Annotated in this window: 22 protein-coding genes; 10 read left to right on the top strand and 12 right to left on the bottom strand. The window is 71.1% G+C overall.

Annotated elements, in window-relative coordinates:
* Positions 1-129: 129 nt before the first annotated feature.
* Positions 130-1,167, bottom strand: a complete 1,038-nt coding sequence (gene mgrA, locus ACFYX3_RS01770; protein ID WP_389007101.1) for an L-glyceraldehyde 3-phosphate reductase — start codon at positions 1,165-1,167, stop codon at positions 130-132.
* Between the two features lie 111 nt (positions 1,168-1,278).
* Between mgrA and ACFYX3_RS01765 the strand changes: the two genes are divergently transcribed.
* The 5 genes from ACFYX3_RS01765 (at position 1,279) to ACFYX3_RS01745 (ending at position 7,015) form a co-directional block, all read left to right on the top strand.
* On the top strand, positions 1,279-2,040 hold the full coding sequence (locus ACFYX3_RS01765; RefSeq protein ID WP_116159087.1) for an isoprenyl transferase: 762 nt from the start codon (positions 1,279-1,281) through the stop codon (positions 2,038-2,040).
* Between the two features lie 364 nt (positions 2,041-2,404).
* A complete protein-coding gene (locus ACFYX3_RS01760) occupies positions 2,405-3,730 on the top strand; it encodes a PhoH family protein (RefSeq protein WP_382655578.1) in 1,326 nt (441 codons plus the stop codon).
* Positions 3,731-4,107: 377 nt separating this feature from the next.
* The gene (locus tag ACFYX3_RS01755; protein WP_389007098.1) at positions 4,108-4,818 is read left to right on the top strand and encodes a lytic transglycosylase domain-containing protein; all 711 of its coding nucleotides are present in this window, start codon (positions 4,108-4,110) and stop codon (positions 4,816-4,818) included.
* Positions 4,819-4,916: 98 nt separating this feature from the next.
* Complete coding sequence (locus tag ACFYX3_RS01750) at positions 4,917-6,344, top strand: AI-2E family transporter (RefSeq protein WP_389007096.1); 1,428 nt, start codon at positions 4,917-4,919, stop codon at positions 6,342-6,344.
* Positions 6,341-7,015, top strand: coding sequence for a hypothetical protein (locus ACFYX3_RS01745; RefSeq protein WP_389007094.1), 675 nt, complete (start codon positions 6,341-6,343; stop codon positions 7,013-7,015). The genes ACFYX3_RS01750 and ACFYX3_RS01745 overlap by 4 nt, the downstream gene beginning before the upstream one ends.
* A 54-nt stretch (positions 7,016-7,069) precedes the next feature.
* Here the strand turns inward: ACFYX3_RS01745 and ACFYX3_RS01740 are convergent, their stop codons facing one another.
* Complete coding sequence (locus ACFYX3_RS01740) at positions 7,070-7,603, bottom strand: alkyl hydroperoxide reductase (protein WP_030222466.1); 534 nt, start codon at positions 7,601-7,603, stop codon at positions 7,070-7,072.
* 13 nt (positions 7,604-7,616) lie between these two features.
* Positions 7,617-8,171 (bottom strand): peroxiredoxin, encoded by a 555-nt coding sequence (locus ACFYX3_RS01735; protein ID WP_116159082.1) that lies wholly within the window; start codon positions 8,169-8,171, stop codon positions 7,617-7,619.
* 132 nt (positions 8,172-8,303) lie between these two features.
* Here ACFYX3_RS01735 and ACFYX3_RS01730 point away from each other — a divergent pair, with 132 nt between their 5' ends.
* Positions 8,304-9,254, top strand: a complete 951-nt coding sequence (locus tag ACFYX3_RS01730) for a LysR substrate-binding domain-containing protein (RefSeq protein ID WP_389007091.1) — start codon at positions 8,304-8,306, stop codon at positions 9,252-9,254.
* A 71-nt stretch (positions 9,255-9,325) separates the two neighbouring features.
* On the opposite strand, the gene ACFYX3_RS01725 is transcribed toward ACFYX3_RS01730, so the two are convergent.
* From ACFYX3_RS01725 to ACFYX3_RS01715, 3 genes are read right to left on the bottom strand one after another with little or no spacing between them, the layout of a single operon-like run.
* The gene (locus ACFYX3_RS01725) at positions 9,326-11,695 is read right to left on the bottom strand and encodes an FtsX-like permease family protein (protein WP_389007089.1); all 2,370 of its coding nucleotides are present in this window, start codon (positions 11,693-11,695) and stop codon (positions 9,326-9,328) included.
* Entirely contained in the window at positions 11,692-12,375 is a 684-nt protein-coding gene (locus ACFYX3_RS01720; protein WP_382655595.1) for an ABC transporter ATP-binding protein, read from the bottom strand. Before ACFYX3_RS01720 ends, ACFYX3_RS01725 begins: the two co-directional genes overlap by 4 nt.
* A complete protein-coding gene (locus tag ACFYX3_RS01715) occupies positions 12,372-12,896 on the bottom strand; it encodes a PadR family transcriptional regulator (RefSeq protein WP_389007086.1) in 525 nt (174 codons plus the stop codon). Before ACFYX3_RS01715 ends, ACFYX3_RS01720 begins: the two co-directional genes overlap by 4 nt.
* 271 nt (positions 12,897-13,167) lie before the next feature.
* Between ACFYX3_RS01715 and ACFYX3_RS01710 the strand changes: the two genes are divergently transcribed.
* Positions 13,168-15,378, top strand: a complete 2,211-nt coding sequence (locus ACFYX3_RS01710) for a transglycosylase domain-containing protein (protein ID WP_389007084.1) — start codon at positions 13,168-13,170, stop codon at positions 15,376-15,378.
* Between the two features lie 60 nt (positions 15,379-15,438).
* On the opposite strand, the gene ACFYX3_RS01705 is transcribed toward ACFYX3_RS01710, so the two are convergent.
* The 3 genes from ACFYX3_RS01705 to ACFYX3_RS01695 form a co-directional block, all read right to left on the bottom strand.
* The gene (locus ACFYX3_RS01705; RefSeq protein ID WP_389007082.1) at positions 15,439-17,517 is read right to left on the bottom strand and encodes a SpoIIE family protein phosphatase; all 2,079 of its coding nucleotides are present in this window, start codon (positions 17,515-17,517) and stop codon (positions 15,439-15,441) included.
* Between the two features lie 310 nt (positions 17,518-17,827).
* Positions 17,828-18,493 (bottom strand): DUF402 domain-containing protein, encoded by a 666-nt coding sequence (locus ACFYX3_RS01700; protein WP_382660743.1) that lies wholly within the window; start codon positions 18,491-18,493, stop codon positions 17,828-17,830.
* A 127-nt stretch (positions 18,494-18,620) separates the two neighbouring features.
* Entirely contained in the window at positions 18,621-20,021 is a 1,401-nt protein-coding gene (locus ACFYX3_RS01695) for a class II fumarate hydratase (RefSeq protein WP_376588230.1), read from the bottom strand.
* 116 nt (positions 20,022-20,137) lie between these two features.
* Here ACFYX3_RS01695 and ACFYX3_RS01690 point away from each other — a divergent pair, with 116 nt between their 5' ends.
* Entirely contained in the window at positions 20,138-21,667 is a 1,530-nt protein-coding gene (locus ACFYX3_RS01690) for a ricin-type beta-trefoil lectin domain protein (protein ID WP_389007079.1), read from the top strand.
* Positions 21,668-21,725: 58 nt separating this feature from the next.
* Here the strand turns inward: ACFYX3_RS01690 and ACFYX3_RS01685 are convergent, their stop codons facing one another.
* A complete protein-coding gene (locus ACFYX3_RS01685; protein ID WP_389007077.1) occupies positions 21,726-22,343 on the bottom strand; it encodes a lipoprotein in 618 nt (205 codons plus the stop codon).
* Positions 22,344-22,458: 115 nt separating this feature from the next.
* Here ACFYX3_RS01685 and ACFYX3_RS01680 point away from each other — a divergent pair, with 115 nt between their 5' ends.
* Complete coding sequence (locus ACFYX3_RS01680) at positions 22,459-22,962, top strand: hypothetical protein (RefSeq protein ID WP_389007075.1); 504 nt, start codon at positions 22,459-22,461, stop codon at positions 22,960-22,962.
* 5 nt (positions 22,963-22,967) lie between these two features.
* On the opposite strand, the gene ACFYX3_RS01675 is transcribed toward ACFYX3_RS01680, so the two are convergent.
* Both ACFYX3_RS01675 and ACFYX3_RS01670 read right to left on the bottom strand, forming a co-directional pair.
* A complete protein-coding gene (locus ACFYX3_RS01675) occupies positions 22,968-23,606 on the bottom strand; it encodes an HAD family acid phosphatase (RefSeq protein ID WP_352023719.1) in 639 nt (212 codons plus the stop codon).
* Between the two features lie 194 nt (positions 23,607-23,800).
* Positions 23,801-25,474 (bottom strand): fumarate hydratase, encoded by a 1,674-nt coding sequence (locus ACFYX3_RS01670; RefSeq protein ID WP_382660746.1) that lies wholly within the window; start codon positions 25,472-25,474, stop codon positions 23,801-23,803.
* Between the two features lie 285 nt (positions 25,475-25,759).
* Between ACFYX3_RS01670 and ACFYX3_RS01665 the strand changes: the two genes are divergently transcribed.
* Positions 25,760-26,482: a DUF1707 domain-containing protein gene (locus ACFYX3_RS01665; protein ID WP_389007072.1), complete on the top strand. Its 723-nt coding sequence runs from the start codon at positions 25,760-25,762 to the stop codon at positions 26,480-26,482.
* Position 26,483 lies beyond the last annotated feature (1 nt).

Here is a 26,483-nt window from a genome sequence, read left to right as displayed (position 1 = left end):
GTTCGTTCGGCGCGCGTGGCGCGCAAGACGACTATCGAAGGGTTATGGTGGAAACCCCCCCTCGGGCCGGTCCGTATCCCCCCCACGGACCGGCCCGTTTTCTTGCCCGGGGCCAGGAAAGCCAGGGCGTCAGCCGCGGCCCGCCCAGATGTTCGTGCCGGCGGTGTCCACCGCGAACGAGTCGATCTCCTTGAGCTCCTCGTCCGTCAGCGGCGCGCCCGCGAGCGCGGCCACGTTCTCCTCCAGCTGGGCGACGCTGGACGCGCCGATCAGCGCCGAGGTCATCCGCTCGTCCCGCAGCACCCACGACAGCGCCAGCTGGGCGAGGGTCTGCCCGCGCCGCTGGGCGATGTCGGCGAGGCCGTGCAGCCGCCGCAGCACCTCGTCGGAGAGCAGGTTCGGGTCGAGGGACTTGCCCTGGGTGGCCCGCGAGCCCGCCGGGATGCCCTTCAGGTACTTGTTGGTGAGCAGGCCCTGCGCGAGCGGGACGAAGGAGATGCAGCCCATGCCGGCCGCCTCCAGGGTGTCGAGGAGGGCGTCCTCCTCGGTCCACCGGTTGATCATGGAGTACGAGGGCTGGTGGATGAGCGGCCGGACGCCCATGTCCTGGAGGATCCGCGCGGCCTCGGCGGTCTGCTCGCTGTCGTACGAGGAGACGCCGACGTACAGCGCCTTGCCCTGCTGGACGGCGGAGGCGAGGGCCCCCATCGTCTCCTCCAGCGGGGTGTGCGGGTCGAAGCGGTGCGAGTAGAAGATGTCGACGTAGTCGAGGCCCATCCGCTTCAGGGAGGCGTCGAGCGAGGACATCAGGTACTTGCGGGAGCCCCACTCGCCGTACGGGCCGGGGTGCATCTCGTAGCCGGCCTTGGTCGAGATGATCAGCTCGTCGCGGTAGGGCGCGAAGTCCTGGGCGAAGATCTTGCCGAAGTTCAGCTCGGCGGAGCCGGGCGGCGGCCCGTAGTTGTTCGCCAGGTCGAAGTGGGTGACGCCGAGGTCGAAGGCGCGGCGCAGGATCGCGCGCTGCGTGCCGAGGGCCTTGTCGTCGCCGAAGTTGTGCCAGAGGCCGAGGGAGATCGCCGGGAGCTTGAGGCCGGAGCGGCCCGTGCGGCGGTACTCCATGGCGTCGTAGCGGTCCGCGGAGGCGCGGTAGAGGGGGGAATCAGTCACGTATCTCTGCTTATCACGGACTTGTGACAGTCCCGGCCTGTGAGCTCGTTACCCGTCCGCAGTAGTCTGGCGGCTTCGGGGGGCCGACACTGCATGGAGGGGTAAAGAACAGTGAACCTGCGCGACCTGGTGTACGGGCTCTACGCACGCCGGGTGGAAGGCCGCCTCGACCACACCCAGGTGCCCAAGCACATCGGGGTCATCCTCGACGGGAACCGTCGCTGGGCCAAGGCGTCCGGCGGGACCCCCGAGCAGGGACACAAGGCCGGCGCGGACAAGATCCAGGAGCTGCTCGGCTGGTGTTCCGAGACGGACGTCGAGGTCGTCACGCTCTGGATGCTCTCCACGGACAACCTGAACCGCCCCGAGGAACAGCTCGTCCCGCTGCTCGGCATCATCGAGAACGCCGTGCGCGCGCTGGCCGCCGACGGCCGCTGGCGGGTGCACCACGTCGGCACGATGGACCTGCTGCCCTCCCGTACGCAGTCGGTGCTGAAGGAGGCCGAGGAGGCCACCCGCACCAACACCGGGATACTCGTGAACGTCGCCGTGGGCTACGGCGGCCGGCAGGAGATCGCGGACGCCGTCCGCTCGCTGCTCCTGGAGCACGCGGAGCGGGGGACGAGCTTCGAGGAGCTCGCCGAGATCGTCGACGTCGAGCACATCTCGGAGCACCTCTACACGCGCGGTCAGCCCGACCCGGACCTGGTGATCCGCACCAGCGGCGAGCAGCGGCTGTCCGGATTCATGCTGTGGCAGAGCGCCCACTCCGAGTACTACTTCTGCGAGGTCCACTGGCCGGCCTTCCGGAAGGTCGACTTCCTGCGCGCGCTGCGCGACTACGCGGCCCGGCACCGGCGCTACGGAACCTGAGCGCCGTCACGGAACCCGAGCGCTGCGGGACCCGAGCACCACGGGACCCGAGCGCCACGGGACCCGACCTCGCAGTCGGTCATCCCCGGTCGGAACCGATCATCTCGAGTTCATGAACACGTCGTCATATGCCATGGCATGGCAGAGGGTGTTCGAGGGCATATCCCTGGTGAAGTGAGCGGCACGGAGACCGCCACCCGGGAGGCCCCTTGCACCAGGACGACCGTGCGGGACACGTACGGGAGAAGCGGAGGGCCGTGGTTCGGCCCGCGCATCGCGGCCTGAGCCCGGTCCCATTCCGCAGCGACACCGGTTCCGTCGCACCCCGACCTCACAGGGGTCTTCAGAGGGGGTCTGTCCTTCCGTGGTGACCAGCACGAAGCGCCGCCTTTCCGACCGGCGCACCTATGTTCTCGACACCAGCGTCCTGCTGGCCGACCCCAACGCCGTCTCGCGCTTCGAGGAGCACGAGGTGGTGCTCCCGATCGTCGTGGTGACGGAGCTGGAGGCCAAGCGGCACCATCCCGAACTCGGCTACTTCGCCCGGCAGGCGCTGCGCCTGCTCGACGACTTCCGGGTCCGGTACGGACGCCTCGACGCCCCGCTCCCCATCGGGGACCTGGGCGGCACCCTGCGTGTCGAACTCAACCATTCCGACCCCGGCGTCCTGCCCGCCGGCTACAGGTTGGGGGACAACGACTCACGGATCCTCGCGGTCGCGCGCAACCTCCAGGCGGAGGGGTACGACGTCACGGTCGTCTCCAAGGACCTGCCGCTGCGCATCAAGGCCTCCTCGGTCGGGCTCCTCGCCGAGGAGTACCGCGCCGAGCTCGCCATCACGGACGCCAACGGCTGGACCGGGATGTCCGAGCTGGCGCTCTCCGGCGAGCAGGTGGACCTGCTCTACGAGCAGAACACGCTGTACGTGCCGGAGGCCGCCGAGCTTCCCGTCCACACGGGCCTGGTGCTCCAGTCCGAGCGCGGCAAGGCGCTCGGCCGGGTCACCGCCGAGGGCAACGTGCGGCTCGTCCGCGGCGACCGGGAGGCCTTCGGGCTGCACGGCCGCAGCGCCGAGCAGCGGATCGCCCTCGACCTGCTGCTCGACCCGGACATCGGCATCATCTCCATGGGCGGCCGGGCCGGCACCGGAAAGTCCGCGCTCGCGCTCTGCGCGGGCCTGGAGGCGGTCCTGGAGCGCCGTCAGCACCAGAAGGTGATGGTCTTCCGCCCGCTGTACGCGGTCGGCGGCCAGGAGCTCGGATACCTGCCGGGCAGCGAGTCCGAGAAGATGAGCCCGTGGGCCCAGGCGGTCTTCGACACGCTGTCCTCGGTCGCGAGCCGCGAGGTCATCGAGGAGGTGCTCGGCCGCGGGATGCTGGAGGTCCTGCCGCTCACCCACATCCGGGGCCGCTCCCTCCACGACGCGTTCGTCATCGTGGACGAGGCCCAGTCCCTCGAGCGGAACGTCCTGTTGACCGTTCTGTCCCGTATCGGGGCGAATTCGCGGGTCGTGCTGACCCATGACGTCGCCCAGCGCGACAACCTCCGGGTCGGCCGGTACGACGGAGTCGTCGCCGTGGTCGAGAAGCTGAAGGGGCATCCGCTCTTCGCCCACGTCACCCTCACCCGCTCCGAGCGCTCCCAGATCGCCGCGCTCGTGACGGAGATGCTGGAGGACGTTCAGATCTGACCGGTTCGTACCCTTCTGTAGGGGTACGGTAGTTGACGCCGCCCGGCAAAGCGCAGGAGCTTAGCCGGGCGGCGCTCTGCTGTCGCCGTTATCCGCCAAATCCCTTGCGTCCACCCAGGTGTGAGCTTTCACACGCAACACGGAATTGCCTTGCGGCGTCGCCGTCCGGCAAAGTCTTGCTTCCGTCAGGCCCCGCATACGGCACACGTGCACCCTCAGGGGTGCGCACCGCACCACACAACTCCACAGCCGTCGTCGTATGCCGCCCACAGCACCACGGGCCCGTGTCTTCTGTGACCCCGTACGTCGGAGACCAGTGCCAGGGGCAAGATTTCGCCCGCGTGGTCACCTGTGCGGTCGTGCTGGAAGGAAACCGTGTGAGCCGGATCTCGGTCCGGGGATTCGCGGTGGCTTCGGCCACTGCGGTCACCACCGTCGGCGCCGTCGTCGGCGTTGCCTCGGGCAACGCCGCCCAGGCCTCGGACGACAACTTCGAGGCCACCGCGGCCGACACCACGCTGCTCGCGGACATCCCCGCGGGGGAGCAGGCCCAGGTACAGGTCTCCTCCCTCTCGGAGCAGGCCGATGCCCAGGCCGCCGCGGCCGACGCCTCCCTGAAGAAGTCCGCGGAGGAAGCGGCCCGCATCCGCGCCGCCAAGGACGCCGAGGCGAAGAAGGAGGCCGCCGACAAGGCCGCCGCCGAGGCCAAGGCCGAGAAGGAGCGCAAGGAGGCCGAGGAGCGCGCCAACCGTTCCTCCATCCGCAGCGCCAGCTCCTTCGCCGCACAGGGCTCCTACAGCATCGCCGAGGTCAAGGCGATGGCCCGGCAGATGATGCCGTCCGACCAGTTCTCGTGCTTCAGCAACATCGTGGAACACGAGTCCGGCTGGAACTACCGCGCGACCAACGCCTCTTCCGGCGCCTACGGTCTCGTGCAGGCCCTCCCCGGCTACAAGATGGCCTCCGCCGGCGCCGACTGGCAGACCAACCCCGCCACCCAGATCAAGTGGGGCCTCAACTACATGGACGGCCGCTACGGCAGCCCGTGTGGCGCCTGGTCCTTCTGGCAGGCCAACCGCTGGTACTAGTACCGCGCTCAACCTCCGAGAGCCCCTCGCCGTCCTACGGTGAGGGGCTTCTTGCGTGTAGGTTCCCGAGAAGGAATGGGTGGGGGAAGAGGGAAGAGATGTCCAGAGTGCCAGGGTTGCTGGGCCGGCTCGGCGAGAGCCTGAGCCGCATGGGTGAACGCCTCGACGAGCGCCGGGCCGAGGCGGAACGGGACGATCCGATCGGCCCCCCGTACGCGACCCCGCACGAGGTCCCGGGCGCGGTTCCCCACGAGGCCCCGCCCGCCTCCCCGCAGCCGGACACCGCCACGCCCCTCCCGGAGGCCGAGACCGCCGCGACCGCCGAGCCCGGCCGCTCCGTCCCCGCACCCCCCTCCTACGCACCGGCCGTCGCCGCCCGCCCCGACCCCGTCGCCGCCATCCCCTGGGGCCTGCGCGTGGCCGCCGAGGCGGGCGTACGGCTGCTCGTCCTCGCCGGCACCGTCTGGGTGCTGATGAAGGTGATCAGCTCCGTCCAGCTGGTCGTCCTCGCCTTCGTCGCCGCGCTCCTCATCACCGCCCTGCTCCAGCCCACCGTCGCCATGCTGCGCCGCAAGGGCCTGCCCCGCGGACTCGCCACCGCCGTCACCGCCGTCTCCGGCTTCGTCGTCATGGGCCTGGTCGGCTGGTTCGTGGTCTGGCAGGTCATGGACAACGTCGACAACCTCTCCGACCGCGTCAAGGACGGCATCGAGGAGCTCAAGCACTGGCTGCTCGACAGCCCCTTCCACGTCACCGAGCAGCAGATCAACGAGATCGCCAAGAACCTCAGCGAGGCCATCGGCGCCAACGCCGAGCAGATCACCTCCGTCGGACTCCAGGGCGTCACCGTCATCGTGGAGGCCATGACCGGCATCCTGCTCGCCATGTTCTGCACCCTCTTCCTGCTCTACGACGGGAAGAAGGTCTGGGAGTGGACGCTCAAGCTGGTGCCCGCCCAGGCCCGGCCCGGCGTCGCCGGCGCGGGACCGCGCGCCTGGCGCACCCTCACCGCCTACGTGCGCGGCACGGTCCTCGTCGCCCTCATCGACGCCGTCTTCATCGGCCTCGGACTCTGGTTCCTCGACGTCCCGATGGCCGTCCCGCTCGCCGTCTTCATCTTCCTCTTCGCCTTCATCCCGCTCGTCGGCGCCGTCATCTCCGGTGCCCTCGCCTGCGTGGTCGCCCTCGTCACCAACGGCGTGTTCACCGCCCTCATGGTGCTCGTCGTCGTCCTCGCCGTGCAGCAGATCGAAGGCCACATCCTCCAGCCCTTCATCCTCGGCCGGGCCGTCCGCGTCCACCCGCTCGCCGTCGTCCTCGCCGTCGCCGCCGGCGGCCTCACCGCCGGCATCGGCGGCGCCGTCGTCGCCGTACCCCTGGTCGCCGTCCTCAACACGGTCGTCGGCTACCTGCGCGCGTACACCACCGAACAGGCTCTCCTCAGCACCCCCGAACCGCGCGGCGCGACGGCCTTCGCCGTGGCGCCGGTCCCGGCGCCTGGCACGCTCGAGGCGGAGGCCAAGTGATATCGGAGCCGGAGCTCGAGGGCGGCGAGGAGTTCGACGCCCCGGAGGTGCTCACCGAGGCCCCGCCGCCGCGCCGGCCCCGGGCCCGCAGCCCCTGGCTGTGGGCGCTCGGCGGCGCGGTGCTCGCCTCGGCGGTGTGGGGCGGGGGACTGTACGCGTACGGGCAGAGGAAGGAACCGGGCGTCGACCTCGGCGGCTACCCGCCGGAGGTGAAGCTCTGCGAGGTGGCGAAGCTGAAGGCGCTCGGCGGGATCCTCGGCGAGCGGAGCCAGGACGGCGTCGGGCCCGAGCTGAACGAACCGGCGGTGTACGAGTCGTCCTGCGACGTCACCTTCGGCCCGCCGGAGTCGGGGTACAGCGCCTCGCTCACGTACACCCTGCACAAGGTGACGGACCCGGGGCCGGAGTTCGCGGCACGGTCGAAGTACTACGACGTCACCACGCCGATAGGCGGCCTCGGGGAGGCGGCCTTCTTCGACGGCCGCGGCGGCGAGGGCGGGGAGATGCGGGTCCTCGACGGCCAGGCCGAGATCTCCCTGAACATCTACCGGCAGTACAGCACGGACGCGGACGGGAACCCGCTCGGCGATTCCAAGCCGATCGACCTCACGGGGATCGACGTTCCGATGACCCAGGACCTGCTGGCGGTCATGGCGGCACTCAGGAAATGACGGAAGGGCCCCGGGGCGCGCAGCCCCGGGGCCCTTCTCGTACGGATCCGCCGACTACTCGGCGAGGACCGCTTCCGCGTCGAGCGTGACGCCGACCGCCTGGATCACCGCGGCGATCTTGACGGCCTCCTGGATCGTGGCGCGGTCGACACCGGCCTGACGCAGGACCTGCTCGTGCGAGTCCAGGCACTGGCCGCAGCCGTTGATCGCGGAGACGGCCAGCGACCACAGCTCGAAGTCGACCTTCTCGACGCCCGGGTTGCCGATGACGTTCATCCGCAGGCCGGCGCGCATCGTCCCGTACTCGGGGTCCGACAGCAGGTGCCGGGTCCGGTAGAAGACGTTGTTCATCGCCATGATCGCGGCGGCGGACTTGGCGGCCTGGTACGCCTCGGGCTTCAGGTTCGCCTGGGCCTCGGGCTCCAGCTCCTTGAGCACCTTCGGCGAGCGCGAGGCGATCGCGCAGGCGAGGACGGTGCCCCACAGCTGCTGCTGCGGGAGGTCGCTGTTGCCGATGACCGAACCGAGGTTCAGCTTCAGGTCCTTGGCGAAGTCCGGTATGGCGGACTTCAGTTCGTCGAGAGCCATGTCAGGTCCGCCCTTACTCGCCGGCGAGGAGGGCGGCGGCGTCGAGGGTGCCCTCGCCCTTGTTCCAGTTGCAGGGGCAGAGCTCGTCGGTCTGCAGGGCGTCGAGGACCCGCAGGACCTCCTTGGGGTTACGGCCGACGGAGCCGGCGGTCACCATCGTGAACTGGATCTCGTTGTTCGGGTCGACGATGAAGACGGCGCGCTGGGCGAAGCCGTCCTCGCCCTCGACGCCGCAGTCGCGCATGAGCTCGTGCTTCGAGTCGGCCAGCATCGGGAAGGGCAGGTCACGCAGGTCGGCGTGGTCCTTGCGCCAGGCGTGGTGCACGAACTCCGAGTCGCCCGAGACACCGAGGATCTGGGCGTCACGGTCGGCGAACTCGTCGTTCAGCTTGCCGAACGCGGCGATCTCGGTCGGGCAGACGAAGGTGAAGTCCTTCGGCCAGAAGAACACCACGCGCCACTTGCCCTCGTAGGCCTTGTGGTCGATCTGCTCGAACTCCTTGCCGCTCTCCAGCGACACGCAGGCGGTCAGGTCGTAGGTGGGGAACTTGTCACCGACAGTGAGCACGCGCTCTCCTTGCAGGCAGGAAGGGTCCCTTTTGGGGGCTTCCGTGGGGGTTGGACGTCTCACATACTGGCACGGGGTGCATTGATCAGTGAAATAGCTAGACTCGGTCGTGTTGATCGAAGGTGGTTATCAGTGGTTTCCGTCCGGCGCACGAAGCAGCCCAGCATCTCCCAGCTCAGGGCCTTCGTGGCCGTCGCCGAGCATCTCCACTTCCGCGATGCGGCGGCCGCCATCGGTATGAGTCAGCCCGCGCTCTCGGGCGCCGTTTCGACTCTCGAAGAGGCACTCGGTGTCCAGCTTCTCGAGCGTACGACGCGGAAGGTGCTGCTCTCGCCCGCGGGGGAGCGGCTCGCCGTGCGGGCGCGGACCGTCCTCGACGCGGTGGCGGAGCTGATGGAGGAGGCGGAGGCCGCCCAGGCGCCGTTCACGGGGGTGCTGCGGCTCGGGGTGATCCCGACCGTGGCGCCGTACCTGCTGCCCACCGTCCTGCGGCTCGTCCATCGCCGCTATCCCGAGCTCGACCTCCAGGTCCACGAGGAGCAGACCTCCTCGCTCCTGGAGGGGCTCGCCGCCGGGCGGCTCGACCTGCTGCTGCTCGCCGTGCCGCTCGGGGTGCCCGGAGTCACCGAACTTCCCCTCTTCGACGAGGACTTCGTCCTGGTCACCCCGGAGGGGCACCCGCTCGCCGGGCGGGACGACATCCCGCGCGAGGCCCTCAAGGAGCTCCGGCTGCTGCTCCTCGACGAGGGGCACTGCCTGCGGGACCAGGCCCTCGACGTCTGCCGGGAGGCCGGGCGCACCGACGGCGCCGAGGTCACCACCACCGCCGCCGGGCTCGCCACGCTGGTGCAGCTCGTCGCCGGCGGCCTCGGGGTGACCCTGCTGCCCCGCACCGCCGTGACCGTCGAGACCGCCCGTAACACCGCCCTGTGGACCGGGGGGTTCGCCGAACCGGCGCCCTCGCGGCGGATCGCCCTCGCGATGCGGACGGGCGCGGCCCGGCACGCCGAGTTCGAGGAGCTGGCGGAGGCGCTGCGCGGGGCGATGAAGGAGCTTCCGGTACGGGTGACCCCCGGCGAGTGAGAAGGGCGGCGGTTCCTGACACCCCCCGGTGCCAGGAACCGCCGCCCTCCCTCGTACGCGCGATCGACGGGTTACTCCGTCCTCAGCCCGTCCGCCCGCATCAGCCGCCACAGCACCGGCATGCTCAGCAGCGTCACCGCCGCGATCAGACCGAGGCCGATCCCGACGACGGGCAGGAAGCCCCACCAGTCCTGGACCTGCTGGTCGCCCATCTTCAGCAGGACGACGCCCAGGCCGAGGCCGCCCGCCACGGCGAGGGCGAGGCCGAGGAGGATCGGCACCGCCGTCTGCCACAGCACCGACCAGCTCAGGGTCGAGCGCCGGGTGCCGAAGGCGACGAGCGAGGAGAGCAGCCGCTTGCGGTCCCTGAGCTGCTCCAGGGTCGCGACCAGGAGCGAGGCCGCCACCAGGAGCATCGTGAGGGTGGAGCCGACCAGGATGCCGGTGCGGACGCTGGAGAAGGCCGCGTCGCGCTCGGTGTCCTTGAGGGTGCGCACCCAGGCCGTCGGGTCGATGGCGTCCGCCGTGTTCCGTACGAGGTCGGCGGCGTCGGGCACGGCCGGGTCGAGGCGGACCATGACCTGGGCGTCGGGCTCGTCGAGGACGGCTCCGGCGAGCGCCTTCGGGGTGGCGAGGACGCCGTACTCGTACATGCCCGTCGGGTCCGGGCGGGAGTCGACGATCCTGGCGTCGGCGGGGACGCGCCACTGCGCCGGCGCGCCCTTCGTACGCTTCGGGGCGCTCGGGTGCGGGTGCGGGTCGCTCAGGGCCACCGCGGCGCCGGGCCGGACGGCCTTGGTGACGAAGGAGTCGTCCGGGTTGCCCTGCTTGCCGTGCGCGAGGAACACGAAGACGTCGCCGTCGGTGCAGGAGGGCAGCGTGGCGAACTCCCCGAGGGAGACGCAGTCGCCGACCCGCAGCGAGACCATCGGCGAGAACTCCTCGCCCTGCTTGAGGGGACCGGGCCGCCACACGCGCGACTCGACGACGCCGATCACGCCGCTGACGCCCTCGGTCCGCCGGACGCGGTCGATCATCCCGCGGGCGTCGTCCGCGTTCCCGGCGTCGAAGCCGAGTGCGATCTGGGCGCGCGAGGTGTCCTCGCCGCTGTACTGGGTGAACTGGTTCTCCATCGCCTGGAAGAGCATCTGGAGGGCGATCGCACCGGTCGCCGCGACGACGATGCCGCTGACCGCGCGGGCCGCCGTGCCGCTGCTCAGCTGGAGCCTGCGGACGGCGAGCTGCCAGGCCACGGGACCGCCGTGCAGTCGCTTGACGCCCGCTTCGACGAGCCACGGCAGGAGCGTGGTGAGGCCGATCAGGACGAGCGTCGTGCCGGCCACGACACCGACGCTGTCGATGCTGGTCTGGTTCACCTGTACGTCGCCGATGAGCGGGACGAGGAAGGCGGTGCCGGCCGCGAGGAGCAGCAGTCGCCACCACAGCCGGCGGCGGCGCGGGGTGGAGGTCCGGACGACGCCGAGGGGTTCGATCACCACGCCGCGCAGGGCGAAGAGGGTGACCACGACCGAGGCGACCGGGACTACGGCGAGGACGAGCACGGCGAGGCCGGTCATCGGTACGACGTCGGCGGGGTAGGCGTTGACGTCCCAGATGGTGAAGGCACCCGCGAACTGCCGGGCCGCCGCGAAGAGTCCGAGGCCCACGAGGAGGCCGAGGAGCGCGCTCGCGAGGGACTCGCCGGCGGCGATCCGCCGGGTCATGGCGGTGTCCGCGCCGATGAGCCGGAGCGCGGCGAGGCGCCGGTCGCGCTGCTCGCCGCCGAAGCGGACGGCGGTCGCGATGAAGACGAGCACGGGCAGGAGCAGGACGACGCAGGCGACGACGACGAGGAGGATCAGGAACGCGTTCATCGGTTCCTCGGGCACGGACCAGCCGTAGCGCGTGCCGCGTCCGTCGAGGTTGTCGGCGTTCAGGAAGCCGGCGTGGGCGACGTACCGGAGTTCGGCGGGGCCGATGAGTCCGGCGGGGCCGATCGTGCCGACGACCTTGTAGGGGAGCCGCTTCTTGAGCAGGGCGCCCTCGGGGGAGTCGAGCAGTTCGCCGAGCGCGGGGGAGACCAGCATCCCGCCGGCCTCGGGGAACGAGGACGCGCCCGGTGGGACCGGAGGTGCGTCGCCCTCGGGGCGCAGCAGCAGGCCGCTGATGACGTCGTCCCGGTAGACGGTGGTCCGGCCGAGGTGGAGAAAGGAGTCGGGGCGGGGCGAGGTGACCTGCTCGCTGCCGTCGACGGCGCGGACCGCCTCCCGCACCTCCCGCTGGAAGAGCATGTTCGGGAAGGAGGCGGCGAGCAGCAGCAGGGCCACGCCGAAGCCGACGCCGGTCGCGGTGAGCAGGGTGCGGAGCAGGCCGGAGCGGCCGCCGGTGACCGCGAACCGGGCGCCGAGCGTCAGGTCGCGGGCCCAGGTGCCGAGGCTCATGCGGCCCACTCCGTGTCCCGTACCGAACCGTCCCGGACGACGACCTCGCGGTCGGAGTACGCGGCGACCCGGGCCTCGTGGGTGACGAGGACGACGGCGGCGCCGGTGTCCCGGGAGGCGTCGGTGAGGAGCCGCATGACCCGCTCGCCGTTGAGGGAGTCGAGGGCGCCGGTCGGCTCGTCGGCGAAGATCACGCGCGGGGCGGTGACGAGGGCGCGGGCGACGGCGACGCGCTGGCCCTGGCCGCCGGATATCTCGCCGGGGCGCTTGCCGGCGAGGTCGTCGACCTCCAGGCGGGCGAGCCACTCGGCGGCCCTGGCCTCGGCGGCCTTGCGCTTCTCGCCGTTCAGGCGGAGCGGGAGGGCGACGTTCTCGACGCAGGTCAGCTCGGGGACGAGCTGGCCGAACTGGAAGACGAAGCCGAAGTCGGTGCGGCGCAGGGCGCTGCGCGCGCCGTCGGAGAGCGCGGTGAGTTCGCGTCCGTCGTAGGTGATGGTGCCGGCGTCGGGGCGCACGATTCCGGCCAGGCAGTGGAGGAGCGTCGACTTGCCGGAGCCGGAGGGGCCCATGACGGCGACGACCTCGCCGGCGCGGAGGGTGAAGTCGGCGCCGGCGAGGGCCGGGGTCGGACCGTAGGCCTTGTCGAGGCCGGTCGCGCCGAGGAGCGGGGCGGAGGTCACCGGCGGATCTCCTCGGCGAGCGCGTCGAGGCGGGCGGCCGTCAGTTCCAGCCAGCGCAGGTCCGCCTCCAGGTGGAAGAGGGCGTGGTCGCAGATGAGCTGGTCGGCGAGGTCGCCGTCGCGCTTGCGCCGGGTGAGCTCGCGCATCAGGCGCAGGTGCTCGGCGCGCTGGGTGTCGAGGAGCTCGGCGGCGCCGCGGCCGGTGAGCAGGGCCAGGACGACCTTGGTGTAGAGCGTGGACTGGAGGTACGGCTCGGGCTTCTCGGGGGTGGCGAGCCACTGGGCGACATCGGTGATGCCGGCCTCGGTGATCGCGTACCGCTTCCGCTCCGGGCCGCCGCCGGCCTCGATGCCGTCGACGACCACGAGGCCGTTCTTCAGGAGCCGGGACATGGTCGAGTAGACCTGGCCGTAGTGGAGCGGCCGGTCCTGGCCGAACTTCTCGTCGAAGGTGCGCTTGAGGTCGTAGCCGTGGCGCGGTCCGGACTCCAGGAGCCCGAGGAGGGTGTGACCGATGGACATGAAAGCAACTGTACACGGTGTGTATACGCGTGATGTATAGCCGAGGGTGCGGCCGGGTGTGACTAAGCGGAATCGGTCCCTCACGCAACCATCCGGTCCGTACGAGCGTCGGTTCCTCTGGACGTGGGTGCTGATTCTCACGTCCGGAAAAGACGTGATCGGTTGTCCTTTGTCCGCCTCGTCGGTGTTAGCTGACTTGCTGAGCTGATCCGGCGTGGACGGGCTCAGCGCCGAGGGCGCCGGACACAAGACGAGCGGAGCGACTGGACACATGGGCCGACCGGACAAGGGAAAGGCGAAGAAGCGCGGCATACGGCGCCTCTTCACCTGGAAGAAGATCCTGGGCACCTTCATCGTGTTCTGCATGCTCGGCATGGGTGCCCTCTACATCGTCTACCTGCTGGTCCCGGTGCCGTCGGCCAACGCCGAGGCGACGATGCAGAGCAACATCTACAAGTACTCCAACGGCAAGATCCTCGCCCGCACCGGCAAGATCAACCGTGAGATCGTCGGCCTCGACAAGATCCCGCTGCCGGTCCAGAAGGCCTTCGTCGCCGCCGAGAACAAGACCTTCTACAAGGACAACGGCGTCGACATCAAGGGCACCACCCGCGCCGCCTGGAACACGATCACCGGCAAGGGCAAGCAGGGCGGCTCGACGATCACCCAGCAGTACGTCAAGAACTACTTCCTGAGCCAGGACCAGACGGCGACCCGCAAGCTCAAGGAAATGGTCATCGCCCTCAAGGTCGACCGGAAGATGAACAAGAGCGACATCCTCGCCGGCTACATGAACACGAGCTACTACGGCCGCTCCGCCTACGGCATCCAGGCCGCCGCCCGCTCGTACTACGGCGTCGACGCCACCAAGCTCACCACCGCCCAGGGCGCCTACCTCGCCTCGCTGCTCCAGGCGCCCAACCAGTACGACTGGACCTCCGCGACCACCACCGGCCGCAAGCTCGTCGAGGACCGCTGGAACTACGTCCTCGACAACATGGTCGGAGAGGGCTGGCTCAGCCCCTCCGAGCGCGCCGGCATGAAGTTCCCCGTCCCGCAGAAGCCCAAGCCCGCCCCTGGCATGGAGGGCCAGACCGGCTACATCGTCGAGGCCGCCAACCAGGAGCTGATGCGCCAGGGCGTCAGCGAGGAGGACATCAAGGCCGGCGGCTGGACGATCACCCTCAACATCGACGAGAAGAAGCAGAAGGACCTCGTCAAAGCGGTCGACAAGCAGCTGGAGGCCAAGCTCGACCGCAAGGGCGACAAGAAGCAGGCCACCGTCCAGGCCGGCGCCACCTCCGTCGACCCGAAGACCGGCGCGGTCGTCGCGCTGTACGGCGGCGTCGGCGCCACCGAGCACTGGATGTCCAACGCGACCCGCCGCGACTACCAGCCCGCCTCCACCTTCAAGCCGATCGTCCTCGCCTCCGCCGTCGACAACCGCGCGACCACCCAGGACGGGCGGCAGATCGGCCTCGGCACGATCTACGACGGCACCAGCAAGCGGCCGGTCGTCGGCAGCGCCATCGACTTCGCGCCGGAGAACGAGGACGACGAGAGCTACGGCCCCGTCACCGTCCAGAAGGCCACCAACAGCTCGATCAACTCGGTCTACGCCCAGATGATCGTCGACGTCACCCCGGCCAAGGCCAAGAAGACCGCCCTCGCGATCGGCATGAAGGACGGGGCGGGCTTCCCCGAGACCCCCGCCATCTCGCTCGGCACCATGGGCGCCTCGACCATGGACATGGCCGGCGCCTACGCCACGCTCGACAACCACGGCAAGAAGGTCACCCCGACCCTGGTGAAGACCGCCGAGCACAAGGACCGCACGGTCAAGGGCGCCCAGCCGATCGGCGACCAGGTCATCAGCCGCGAGGCCGCCGACACCGCCACCCAGGCCATGACGGGCGTCGTACGGAGCGGCTCCGGCTTCCGCGCCGCCGGCGACTACGAGGCCGCCGGCAAGACCGGCACCTCCGAGAACAACCGCTCCGCCTGGTTCGTCGGCTACACCCCCGAGCTCGTCACCGCCGTCGGCCTCTTCGGCGAGGACGAGAAGGGCAACCAGGTCACCCTCACCGACACCATCAACCCCGGCCGCGCCAACGGTGGCCGCACGCCCGCCCAGATCTGGGGCGACTACACCGAGCGCGCGCTGAACGGCGGCTCGGACGCGAGCTTCGACCTGGAGACCGAGGGCGGCTCCTCGGACGGCACGGCGCCGGACCCGACGGCGACCACCGAGGCCCCGACGGAGGAGCCCAGCGACGAGCCGACGGAGACCCGGGAGCCGACGGCCCCGCCGACCACGACGGCCACCACGCCGCCGCCGACGACGACCGACCCCGCCACCACGCCGCCGCCCACCCAGGAGCCGACGGCGACCCAGGAGCCGACGGCCCCGCCGACGTCGATCCAGCCGCCGGACGCCGGCGGCGACCCGGGCCTCAACAGCACCACCCGCCCGCCGCGCTGACGACACGACCGAAGGCCGGACCCCGAGAGGGGGTCCGGCCTTCGGCCGTACGGTACGGGCTCAGGTACGGGTGGACAGCTCGAACCAGACCACCTTGCCGCCCGAAAGCCGGGTCGCCCCCCACCGCCGGGCCAGCCGGTTCACCAGGAAGAGACCGCGCCCGCCCTCGTCCGTGTCCCGCGCCCGCCGCTGCCGGGGCAGCTGCGGGGAGTCGTCGCCGACCTCGCAGCGCAGCACGTCCGTCCGGAGCAGCCGCAGCGTCACCGGCCGCTCCGCGTACCGCACGGCGTTCGTCACGACCTCGCTGATCAGCAGCTCGACCGAGTCCGTCAGCTCCTCCAGGTCCCAGCGGGCCAGCGCCCGCCGGGCGAGCCGCCGGGCCCGCCCCGGTGCCGCGTCCTCCGGCTCCAGGAACCAGTACGCCACGTCGCTCGGCGCGATCCCGTCGAACCGGGCCGCGAGCAGCGCGATGTCGTCGTCCCGGTCGCCGGGGCCCAGCATGTCGAGGACGTCGTCGCAGAGCGCCTCCAGGGGCGGCGAGTGGTCCGGGCCCGTCAGCTGCGCGGTCGCCGCCAGGCGCTCCCGCAGCTGCTCGATGCCCGTCCACACGTCCCGCAGCCGGGACTCGACGAGACCGTCCGTGTAGAGCAGCAGCGTGGCGCCCGCCGGGGCGTCCAGCTCGACCGCCTCGAAGTCCACCCCGCCGACCCCGATGGGGGCGCCGGGCGGCACCCGCAGCACCTCGGCGCGGCCGCCCAGGTGGAGCAGTATCGGCGGCGGATGGCCGGCGTTGGCGACGGTGATCCGGTGCGAGACCGGGTCGTACACCGCGTACATGCAGGTCGCCATGCGGTTCTCGCCGAGGCGCTGCGCCTGCTCGTCCAGGTGGTGCAGGACCTCCTGCGGGGGCAGGTCGAGCCCGGCCAGGGTCTGCGCGGTCGTGCGCAGCTGGCCCATGATCGCCGCCGAGGTCATGGAGTGGCCCATGACGTCGCCGACGACCAGGGCGACCCTGCTGCCGGGCAGCGGGATCGCGTCGTACCAGTCGCCGCCGACGCGGGCCGTCTCGGCCGCCGGGAGGTAGCGCGAGGCCAGCTTGACGCCGGTCGGCTGCGGCAGCGAGTCCGGCAGCATCGTCCGCTGGAGCTCGTCCGCGATGTACGCCTCGCGGCCGTACAGCACGGCCTTGTCGATGCCGAGCGCGGTGTGCGTGGCCAGCTGGGCCGCGACGAGCAGGTCGTTCGGCTCGAAGCCGGCCCGCTCGGGGCGGCGCAGGAACACGGCGGCGCCGATCACCCGGCGCCGGCCGCGCAGCGGCGCGAGGACCGCCCGCAGCCCGCCGGGCAGCGGGTGCTCGGGGCCGAGCAGCTCGGCCAGCGCCGTCTTCGCGGCCGCGGAGTCGCCGAAGACCGGCCGCACCCCGCGCAGCACCTCGGCCAGCGCCCCGCCGGACCGCACCTCGCAGAGTTCGGCCGCGGGGGTCGGATCCGGATCGGGTACGAGGACGAGCTCCTCGCCCTCCAGATCGCTTAACCGCAGCCGGTCGGTACGGCGCAGCCGCAGCACGAACGGCGCCACCGGGCGCTCGTCGCCCACCGGGAGCGGGTCGCGGAGGTAGACCAGGATCTCGTCGGAGAAGGTCGGCACGGTGGCCCGGCACAGGCCGAGGACGATCTCGTCCAGGTCGATGCCGCGCGCGATGCGCCGGGTCGCGGCGCCGACGAACCGCAGCCGGTCGCCCTCGCGCCGGGCGGAGCCGTCCCCGCCGCGGGCCTCGCCGCCCGGCCGCTGCGGGGAGACGGCGACCGCGACGGCACCGGGGGCGCCGGGGTGACCCGTACCGGCGGAGGATCCGGGCACGCCGGGCGTGCCGGGGTGGCCCGTGACGTCCGCGGTGCTCGGGTGGTCCGTGCCGCCCGCCGTGTCGGGGTGGCCCGTGCCGCCGGAGGTGCCCGTGCCCGCGGGAGCCGGTCCCGCGGGCTGCGCGGGAACGTCGGGGCCCGGGGTCGCGGGGGCCGCCGGGCCGCCCGGCGCGTCGGAGGGCAGGCCGGCCGCCGCCTCCTGGCGAGGGCGCGCGCGTTCCTGCGACCGGGCAGCCAGGGGCTGCCGGCCTTCGTGGGAGGTGGGATGCTCCGTCACGCGTGGGATTCCGTCCGTCCGGGCCGGTGGTGCGATGCACTCGCTCTTCTCGCCGATGCCGCGCCTTCGCGGGGGATAAACCCCTCGTACGCAGCGGATCTGGACGTTCCGCGAGCTGCGGCAACGGCAGGGGGCGCAACACCCGGGCACACGTCCGGCACTGCTCTCCCCCTCTGGATGACTTCTGGTCAGGTCCTGTGCTGTGCTGAGTCGTTGACGTGCTGGTCGGTCGGTCTGACGTGGTGTCCGGTCCGTCTCTGCCGTGCGGAGGACGATCCTACGTTTGAACCCCTGGGGCGCATCAAGGGTCTCACGGCGCCGTGTGCGCCGGAGTGCGATCCCAGTCCGCCGGAAGTTCCGGAACCGGCCATCCCGGATCGGGCCGCCAGTCCTCCCAGCGGTCCGCGAACGGCGTCCCCCACGCCTTGATCCGCTCCACCGCGCGCTCCCCGGCCGCACGCACCCCGGCGGCCTGTACCGCGCTCATCAGGCCGGACCGCTGGGCCTGCGCGAACTCGTCCTCGTCCCGCCAGAGCCAGCTGCGGTCGGGGTAGACGGAGATGTCGAGGAAGTGGTCCTCGGAGTCGATGCCGCCGGACCAGCGGGTCCGCGGCTCCTCCAGGTTCACGTACCAGCTGCGGAAGCGCCAGCCGCGCTCCCAGAACAGCCACACCGACCACGGCTCGCCGGGCCGCGCCAGCTTGAGGACGCCGCTGCCGGCCCAGCGCGCGCGCTCGGTGGTGCGCGGGGCGGTGTAGCGGGTGGCGAGCGGCTCGTCGTGGACGGACGTGCCGTCGGCGAGGACGGGTCGGACGCACTCGGTGCCGGGCGCCATCCAGACCGCGAGCAGCTCGGGCGTGTCCTGCACGACCGTCACCGGCCGGCAGATGTGCACCGCGCCGGTGCCGTTGCCGCGGTAGCGCCAGAGGATGTGATCCCCCGGCGCCCAGTGCTGTGAGCCGCCCGATCCTGTCATGCGCAGATCTTAGGGGCGCGCTCCCACGACCGCTGCGGCACAGATCACGGAGACGTCGGCTACCGGTCATGGAGGAATCGGCTACCGGCCGGTCGCCACCGGCCGGTCACCGGCGGGTGCGCCCGTCCTACGGGCGCGTCATCCGCAGCACGTCCAGCGCCTCGTCCAGCTGCTCGACGGTGAGGTCGCCCCGCTCGACGTAGCCGGACTCCAGGACCACCTCGCGGATGGTCTTCCGCTCGGCGAGGGACTTCTTGGCGACCTTGGCGGCCTCCTCGTAGCCGATGTACTTGTTCAGCGGGGTGACCACGGACGGCGAGGACTCGGCGTACTCGCGGGCGCGCTCCACGTTCGCGGTGATCCCGTCGACCGTGCGGTCGGCGAGCAGCCGGGAGGCGTTGGCGAGGAGCCGTACGGACTCCAGGAGGTTCTTCGCCATCACCGGCAGCATCACGTTGAGCTCGAAGTTCCCGGCCGCGCCCGCCACCGCCACCGTGGTGTCGTTTCCGGTCACCTGCGCGGCGACCATGAGGACCGCCTCGGGGATCACCGGGTTCACCTTGCCGGGCATGATCGAGGAGCCGGGCTGGAGGTCGGGGAGGTTGATCTCGGCGAGGCCGGTGCGGGGGCCGCTGGCCATCCAGCGCAGATCGTTGGCGATCTTGGTGAGGGAGATCGCGATGGTCCTGAGCTGGCCGGACGTCTCCACCAGGCCGTCGCGGGCGCCCTGGGCCTCGAAGTGGTCGCGGGCCTCGGTCAGCGGCAGTCCGGTCGCGCGGGCGACCTCGGCGATGACGGCCGCGGAGAAGCCGGCCGGGGTGTTGATGCCGGTGCCCACCGCCGTGCCGCCGAGGGGGAGTTCCGCGAGCCGGGGGAGGGCGGCGCGCAGCCGCTCGGCGCCGTACCGGACCTGGGCCGCGTAACCGCCGAACTCCTGGCCCAGGGTGACCGGGGTGGCGTCCATCAGGTGCGTACGGCCGGACTTCACGACCGACGCGAATTCGGCTGATTTTCGCTCAAGGGAGGCGGCCAGGTGGTCGAGGGCGGGGATCAGGTCGCGGGTGACGGCGGCGGTGGCCGCGATGTGGATGGAGGAGGGGAAGACGTCGTTCGAGGACTGCGAGGCGTTGACGTGGTCGTTGGGGTGGACCTCGCGGCCCTCGGGGAGCCGCTCGGTGGCGAGGGTGGCGATCACCTCGTTGGTGTTCATGTTGGACGAGGTGCCCGAGCCGGTCTGGAAGACGTCCACCGGGAAGTGCTCGTCCCAGCGCCCCTCGGCGACCTCTCCGGCCGCCGAGACGATCGCCTCCGCGCGGTCCTTGTCGATCACCCCGAGCTCGGCGTTGACCTCGGCGGCGGCCGCCTTGATCCGGGCCAGGGCCTCGATGTGGGCGCGCTCCAGGCGCTGGCCGGAGACCGGGAAGTTCTCCACGGCGCGCTGGGTCTGGGCCCGCCACTTGGCGTGCGCGGGGACCCGCACCTCGCCCATGGAGTCGTGTTCGATCCGGTAGCCGTCGACGTCGTTCATGTTCATCAGCCTCTCTGAACTCTCCGAAAAAGATGAGCACTTGTCTTGTTCGATGTATTCCCAAGGCGCGTACCGGCCAGTAAAAACCGTGGGTAACCCCACTTCCAGGAGGCGCAGTGAAGCGCACCAGGTCCAGACTCCGCTGGCCCGTCGCGGCCGTCGCCGCCGCCGCGGCGGCCCTCGGCAGCATGACCGCAGCCGCCCCCGCCGGCGCGGTCGACACGAGCACCGCGGCCGGAATCACCTCCGTACCGCTCTCTCCCGAGCTGGAGGCGATCCGGGCCGCCGAGGCGACCAGGATCTACGGCAGCCCCGAGGAGCGCCCGCTCGCCCAGCGCAAGACCGGCCTGATCTCGCTCGGTGACAGCGAGATCTCCGGCGAGGGCGTCGGCACGTACGAGTCGCCCACCAACGGGCCGACCAACTGGTGCCACCGCTCCCCGGACGCCGCCATCCACCGCACCGGAATCCCCGCGGACCTCACGTTCAACGTGGCCTGCTCCGGCGCGTACACCGGCAACATCCGGATCGGCGGCTCCAAGCAGTACGCCGACGAGCTCGTCCAGAGCGACAACCTCGCCGTCAAGGCCCGCAACACCCGGATCAAGATGGTCCTGCTCGTCGCCGGCGCCAACGACGACCTGCAGTTCGGACCGGTCATGACCGACTGCGTCCAGCGCTTCGTCCTCAGCCAGGGCACCTGCGAGCCCAAGTACGCCCCCGGCTGGCAGGCCCGCGTCGACGCGCTCGTCCCCAAGGTCGAGCAGACCGTCCGCGACCTGAAGACCGTCATGCGCGACGCCGGATACGCCGACGGCGACTACAAGCTCGTCGTCATGGGCTACCCCAGCCCGATCGGCCCCGACTTCTACGACAACCCGAACTTCCCGGGCAAGCTCGCCTGCGGCGGCATGGGCTACGACTCCGACACCAAGTGGGGCCGCAACAGCGCCGTCCCCGCCTTCGAGCGCGGCATGCGCACGGTCGCCGCCGACACCGGCGCCGTCTTCCTCGACAACTCGCGGCTCTTCAACGGCCACGAGGTCTGCATGGAGGACACCTGGGCCCGGGGCCTCTACATCGACCTCTCCAAGCCCGGCGGCCTCGACGAGAACTCCGTACGCCAGTCCTTCCACCCCAACAGGAGCGGCCACGGCGCCTTCGCGTCCTGCCTGACCCAGATCTACAACTCGGGTCTGCGCGAGGCGAGCTGCGCCGACGTCAACTCCTCCGGCACCCCGACGCTCTTCCCGGTCGCCTGGGACGACGCGTACAAGCCGCTGAAGAACCAGGCGACCGGCAACTGCCTGGACGTCAACGCGGCCGAGTCCGCCAACGGCACCGGCGTCCTCGGCTGGGACTGCCACGGCGGCCGCAACCAGGGCTGGTGGTACGACTCCGCCCGGCAGACCCTCCACACCCAGCTCACCCAGGACCGCTGCCTGGACGTGCCCGGCGCCGCCTACCAGGCCGGCAAGGCGCTCATCATCTGGAACTGCAGCGGCGCCGCCAACCAGAAGTTCGTCCGTGACGGCGCGACCGTCCGCCCCGCCGCCGCGACCGGCCTCTGCCTCACCCAGAGCGCGGCGAAGGAGCCGATCCGGCTCCAGAACTGCGACGGCTCCGCGAACCAGAAGTTCGTGTAGGGCCACCCCAGGAACGCCGAGGCCCTCGTCCGGTGCGGGACGGGGGCCTCGGTCATGCTCAGGGCGTCTTCGTCGTGGTCCTCGCCAGCTCGTACGCCGGGAGCATCGCCCGGTGCTCCTCGGTGTCGAGCCCGCCGAGATGGACGATGACCGTCCCCTTCGGAGTGGCGACGGCGAAGGCCCGCTCCTCCTTGTCCTGGACGGTGTACGTCACCTCGGTCGCGGGCAGCGCGCCTGCCTTCGTCTCCCGGTAGGTGACGGCCGAACTCCCCTTCTCCGCCCGTACGAAGCCTTCGAGCGCCGCCCGGGCCGGGCCCTTCGGGGCGGTCCACACCCGCAGGTAGCCGATGTTCCCCGCCGGCTTGGCGTCGACCTCGCAGCGCACGACGGCCGGGCCCTGCCGGGTGAGCGCGGCGAACTCGGGGTTCTCGGGGTCCTTGACCGCCTTCGGTTCCCAGCCCTCCGCGAGCGCGAAGGAGACGGGCAGCGCACAGGCCGTCCCGGCGCCGCCGAGCGTGGCCGCGGCCTCGGCGGCGGGGGCCGGGGCGGTGGTCTTCCGCGAGGCCCCCGCCGCCGGGGCGTCGGGCTTCGGGGTCGTACCGCAGGCGGTCAGCAGCAGCCCGGACGCCACCAGGGCGGGGACGGCCGTGCGTATCGCTCGTGCTCTCTCTGGCATGGCGCCATGATCCCCGACCGGGCGGCCCCGGATTGCTCCGAACGGGCGAGACGGCGGTGATCGCCGCACAATGTGAAGCGTGCCGAGGGGGACCCCATCCCACGGGAGGCAGGACATGACCCGCAGCTTCAGGAGGATCGGCGCGCTCTGCGCCTGTACGGTCGCGGCCGTCTCCTTCGCGGCCGTCACCGCCCCGGCCCACGCCGACAGCGGTGACGGGTTCGAGTTCACGCTCTACGCCAAGGAGGTCCCCGGCCCGGGGACCGACTCGAGCGGGCCGCCACCCAAGGTCGGGGACGTCTTCACGACCGCCGACGACCTGTACAAGACCAAGGGCGGCAACAAGGTCGGCCGCGACGGCGTGACATGCGCCGTGGTGCGCGTCTCCGGTGACCAGGCCGATGTGAACTGCGTGGGCACCTTCGTCCTGAACGGCGGACCGGGCGGACAGCTCACCGCCCAGGCCCTCGTCACCTTCGACATCTCGAACGCGGCCCCGGCCGCCTACGACGTCGCCATCACCGGAGGCACCGGCGACTTCACGCAGGCGCGTGGATACGTGAGTACGACCCCCGACGGGGACTACTCGCGGATGGAGTTCCACGTCACCACGAGGTGAGCCCGTTACGACAGCTTGCCGCCGTAGTCCGGGAGCTTGAAGGCGCGTTCGGCGTGGCCGCCGACGAGATCGGTCGTGTTGTTGCCGATGTTCGCGATGATCGTGTAGCCCTTGGCCTCGATCTCGGCGCGCTTCTCGGTCTTGTACGCGCTGACCTCGCCGAACAGGTCGGGGAGCGAGCGCACGTAGAGGCCGTCGACCGGGTATCCGGCCTTCTTCAGGTTCCAGTCCGTCAGGGAGTAGATGATCCCCGGCCGGGCGGTGACGAAGAAGACGGCCACCCCGCGCGCGTGGGCGTCGTTGACGAGCGCGCGCACGTCCGCGATCGCCGGGGTCGGCAGCTCCCAGAACGGGTGGAAGTCCGTCTCCAGGGAGCTGTTGTCGATGTCGAGGACGATGGCCTGCTTCTCGCGGCCGGCGTTCTCGGCGCGGGCCTCGATGTACGGGCGGGCCTCGGCGACCACGGCCGCCACGTCGTGGCGCCAGGTCGTGTAGTCGACGTGCGCGAGGGCCGCGGCCGAGGTGAGGTGGGTGTCCGGGTCGGCGGCGGAGGCGGCGGGCGCCGCACCGACGACGAGGAGGGCCGTCAGGCCGAGGGCGGTGGCGGCCGTGGCGGTGGCCTTGGCGGAGGGCACGGAGGGCATGGGGGGCTCCCGAGTGGGTCGAACCGGCTCAGTGATTGACATGCTCGCGACCCATACTGGCCAGTAGGTGACGAGAGGGCTACCGGTCGGTAGCCACTTTCTGAGCGAAGATCGACAACAGGGGCGACCCCGGGAACGCCGGAGCCCCTCGGTCCGGACCGGACCGAGGGGCTCCGCCTGAACCGCGGGAGGCCTTACGAGAGCTGCGAACCCTGACGCACCGGGATGTGCGTGAAGGTCGGCTCGGGCGCCGGGTTCTGGAAGAAGTCGTTGCCCTTGTCGTCGACGACGATGAACGCCGGGAAGTCCTCGACCTCGATCTTCCAGACCGCCTCCATGCCGAGCTCCTCGTACTCGACGACCTCGACCTTCTTGATGCAGTCCTGCGCGAGACGCGCCGCCGGGCCGCCGATCGAACCGAGGTAGAAGCCGCCGTGCGAGCCGCACGCGTCCGTGACCTGCTTGCTCCGGTTGCCCTTGGCCAGCATGACCTTCGAGCCGCCCGCCGCCTGGAACTGCTCCACGTACGAGTCCATGCGGCCGGCCGTCGTCGGGCCGAAGGAGCCGGAGGCGTAGCCCTCGGGGGTCTTCGCGGGACCCGCGTAGTACACCGGGTGGTCCTTCAGGTACTGCGGCATCTCCTCGCCCGCGTCCAGGCGCTCCTTGATCTTGGCGTGCGCGATGTCGCGCGCCACGACCAGCGGGCCGCTGAGGGAGAGACGGGTCTTGACCGGGTACTTGGTCAGCTCGGCGAGGATCTCGTCCATCGGCTGGTTGAGGTCGATCTTCACGACGTCCTCGTCCGTGGCCAGGTGCTCCTCGGTCGTCTCCGGCAGGAAGCGCGCCGGGTCGGTCTCCAGCTGCTCCAGGAAGACGCCCTCGGCGGTGATCTTCGCGACGGCCTGGCGGTCGGCCGAGCAGGACACGGCGATCGCGACGGGCAGCGAGGCGCCGTGGCGGGGGAGGCGGACGACGCGGACGTCGTGGCAGAAGTACTTGCCGCCGAACTGCGCGCCGATGCCGATCTTCTGCGTCAGCTCGAAGACCTTCTCCTCCAGCTCCTTGTCGCGGAAGCCGTGGCCGGTCTCGGCCGAGCCCTCGGTGGGCAGCTCGTCCAGGTAGTGCGCGGAGGCGTACTTCGCGGTCTTGAGCGCGAACTCGGCGCTGGTGCCGCCGACGACGATCGCCAGGTGGTACGGCGGGCAGGCCGCCGTGCCGAGCGAACGGATCTTCTCCTCCAGGAACTTCATCATGGAGGCCTCGTTCAGGACGGCCTTGGTCTCCTGGTAGAGGAAGGACTTGTTGGCCGAGCCGCCGCCCTTGGCCATGAAGAGGAACTTGTACGCGCCGCCGTCCGTCGCGTACAGCTCGATCTGCGCGGGCAGGTTCGAGCCGGTGTTCTTCTCCTCCCACATGGTCACCGGGGCCATCTGCGAGTAGCGCAGGTTCAGCTTGGTGTACGCGTCGTAGACGCCCTTGGACAGGGCCTCCTCGTCGCGGCCGGAGGTCAGGACGTTCTGGCCGCGCTTGCCCATGACGATCGCGGTGCCGGTGTCCTGGCACATCGGCAGCACGCCGGCGGCGGCGATGTTCGCGTTCTTGAGGAGGTCGAGCGCGACGAACTTGTCGTTGCCCGACGCCTCCGGGTCGTCGATGATCCGGCGCAGCTGGGCCAGGTGGGCCGGGCGCAGGAAGTGCTGGATGTCGTGGATGGCCTCGGCGGCGAGCTTGCGCAGCGCCTCGGGCTCGACCTTGAGGAACGTACGCCCGTCGGCCTCGAAGGTGGAGACACCTTCGGAGGTCACCAGGCGGTAGGGCGTGGTGTCCTCTCCCAGGGGGAGCAGATCGGAGTACGCAAACTCAGGCATGACGGCGGCCATTCCTCACTCGGCAGACAGCAGCGCCGCCTCCGTTGGCGACGCACCGTCCAGCGTAAGACGCGGGCGCGGCCCGGATCCTGTGAGGTAAGGCTCACTAGGGGCGCGGACCACGCCGGAACGGCGCGATCGGGAGCCTCGCCGGGCGCCCCCCGGGGGGCATCTCGGGGGCATCTCCTGGCGCGTCCCGTGCGGCTCCCCTGGGGTGTCCCCTAGGGGACGGGACCGGGGTGTTCCCTCTGGTCGCGATCTATCGCGTGTCGCTACGCTGACTCCGTGGACCTCGAAAAGCAGCCCGAACCCGAGAAGCAGCCGCAGCCGCAGCGCCCGGTCGCCCCCGCCACCACCTCCCCCGCCGAGCCGGCCCTCGCCGATCCGCGGGGCTCGCTGCGGGCCTCCGACGCGGACCGGGACCGGATCGCGGACATCCTCGGGGACGCCCTGGCCGAAGGGCGGCTCGACGCCGAGGAGCACTCGGACCGGATCGACGCGGTCTACCGGGCCAAGACCGTGGGCGAACTGGAGCCGATCGTCCGCGACCTGCCGGGTGCCCGCACCACCCGCGACACCGCACCGGCGGCCGTCACGTACGGACCCGACGACGCCGAGGGCCCCGCGGACAACCTCGTGGCGATCTTCTCCAGCACGACCCGCAAGGGCCGCTGGCGGGTCAGCCGCCGCACGAACGCCTTCGCGCTCTTCGGGAACATCGAGATCGACCTGACCGAGTCGATCTTCGCCCAGCGCCTCACCACCATCAACGCCACCTCGATCTTCGGGAACGTCGAGGTGCGCGTCCCGGAGAACATCAGCCTGCGCGGCAGCGGCACCGGCATCTTCGGGAACTTCGAGGTCGTGACCCTGGAAGGCGTCGACCCGCAGGCCCCCGTCGTCGTGATCAACGGCTACTCGGTCTTCGGGAACGTCGAGGCCAGACCCAAGCGCGGCAAGTGGATCACCGACCTCCAGGGCAAGCTGAAGAAGAACCTCGGACACTGAC

It is taken from the genome of Streptomyces sp. NPDC002463, from assembly GCF_042889835.1.
GTDB classification, from domain to species: Bacteria; Actinomycetota; Actinomycetes; order Streptomycetales; family Streptomycetaceae; genus Streptomyces; species Streptomyces nymphaeiformis.
The sequence above is the reverse complement of the archived record's forward strand: the minus strand, read 5'-3'. Positions and strand labels throughout refer to the sequence as shown.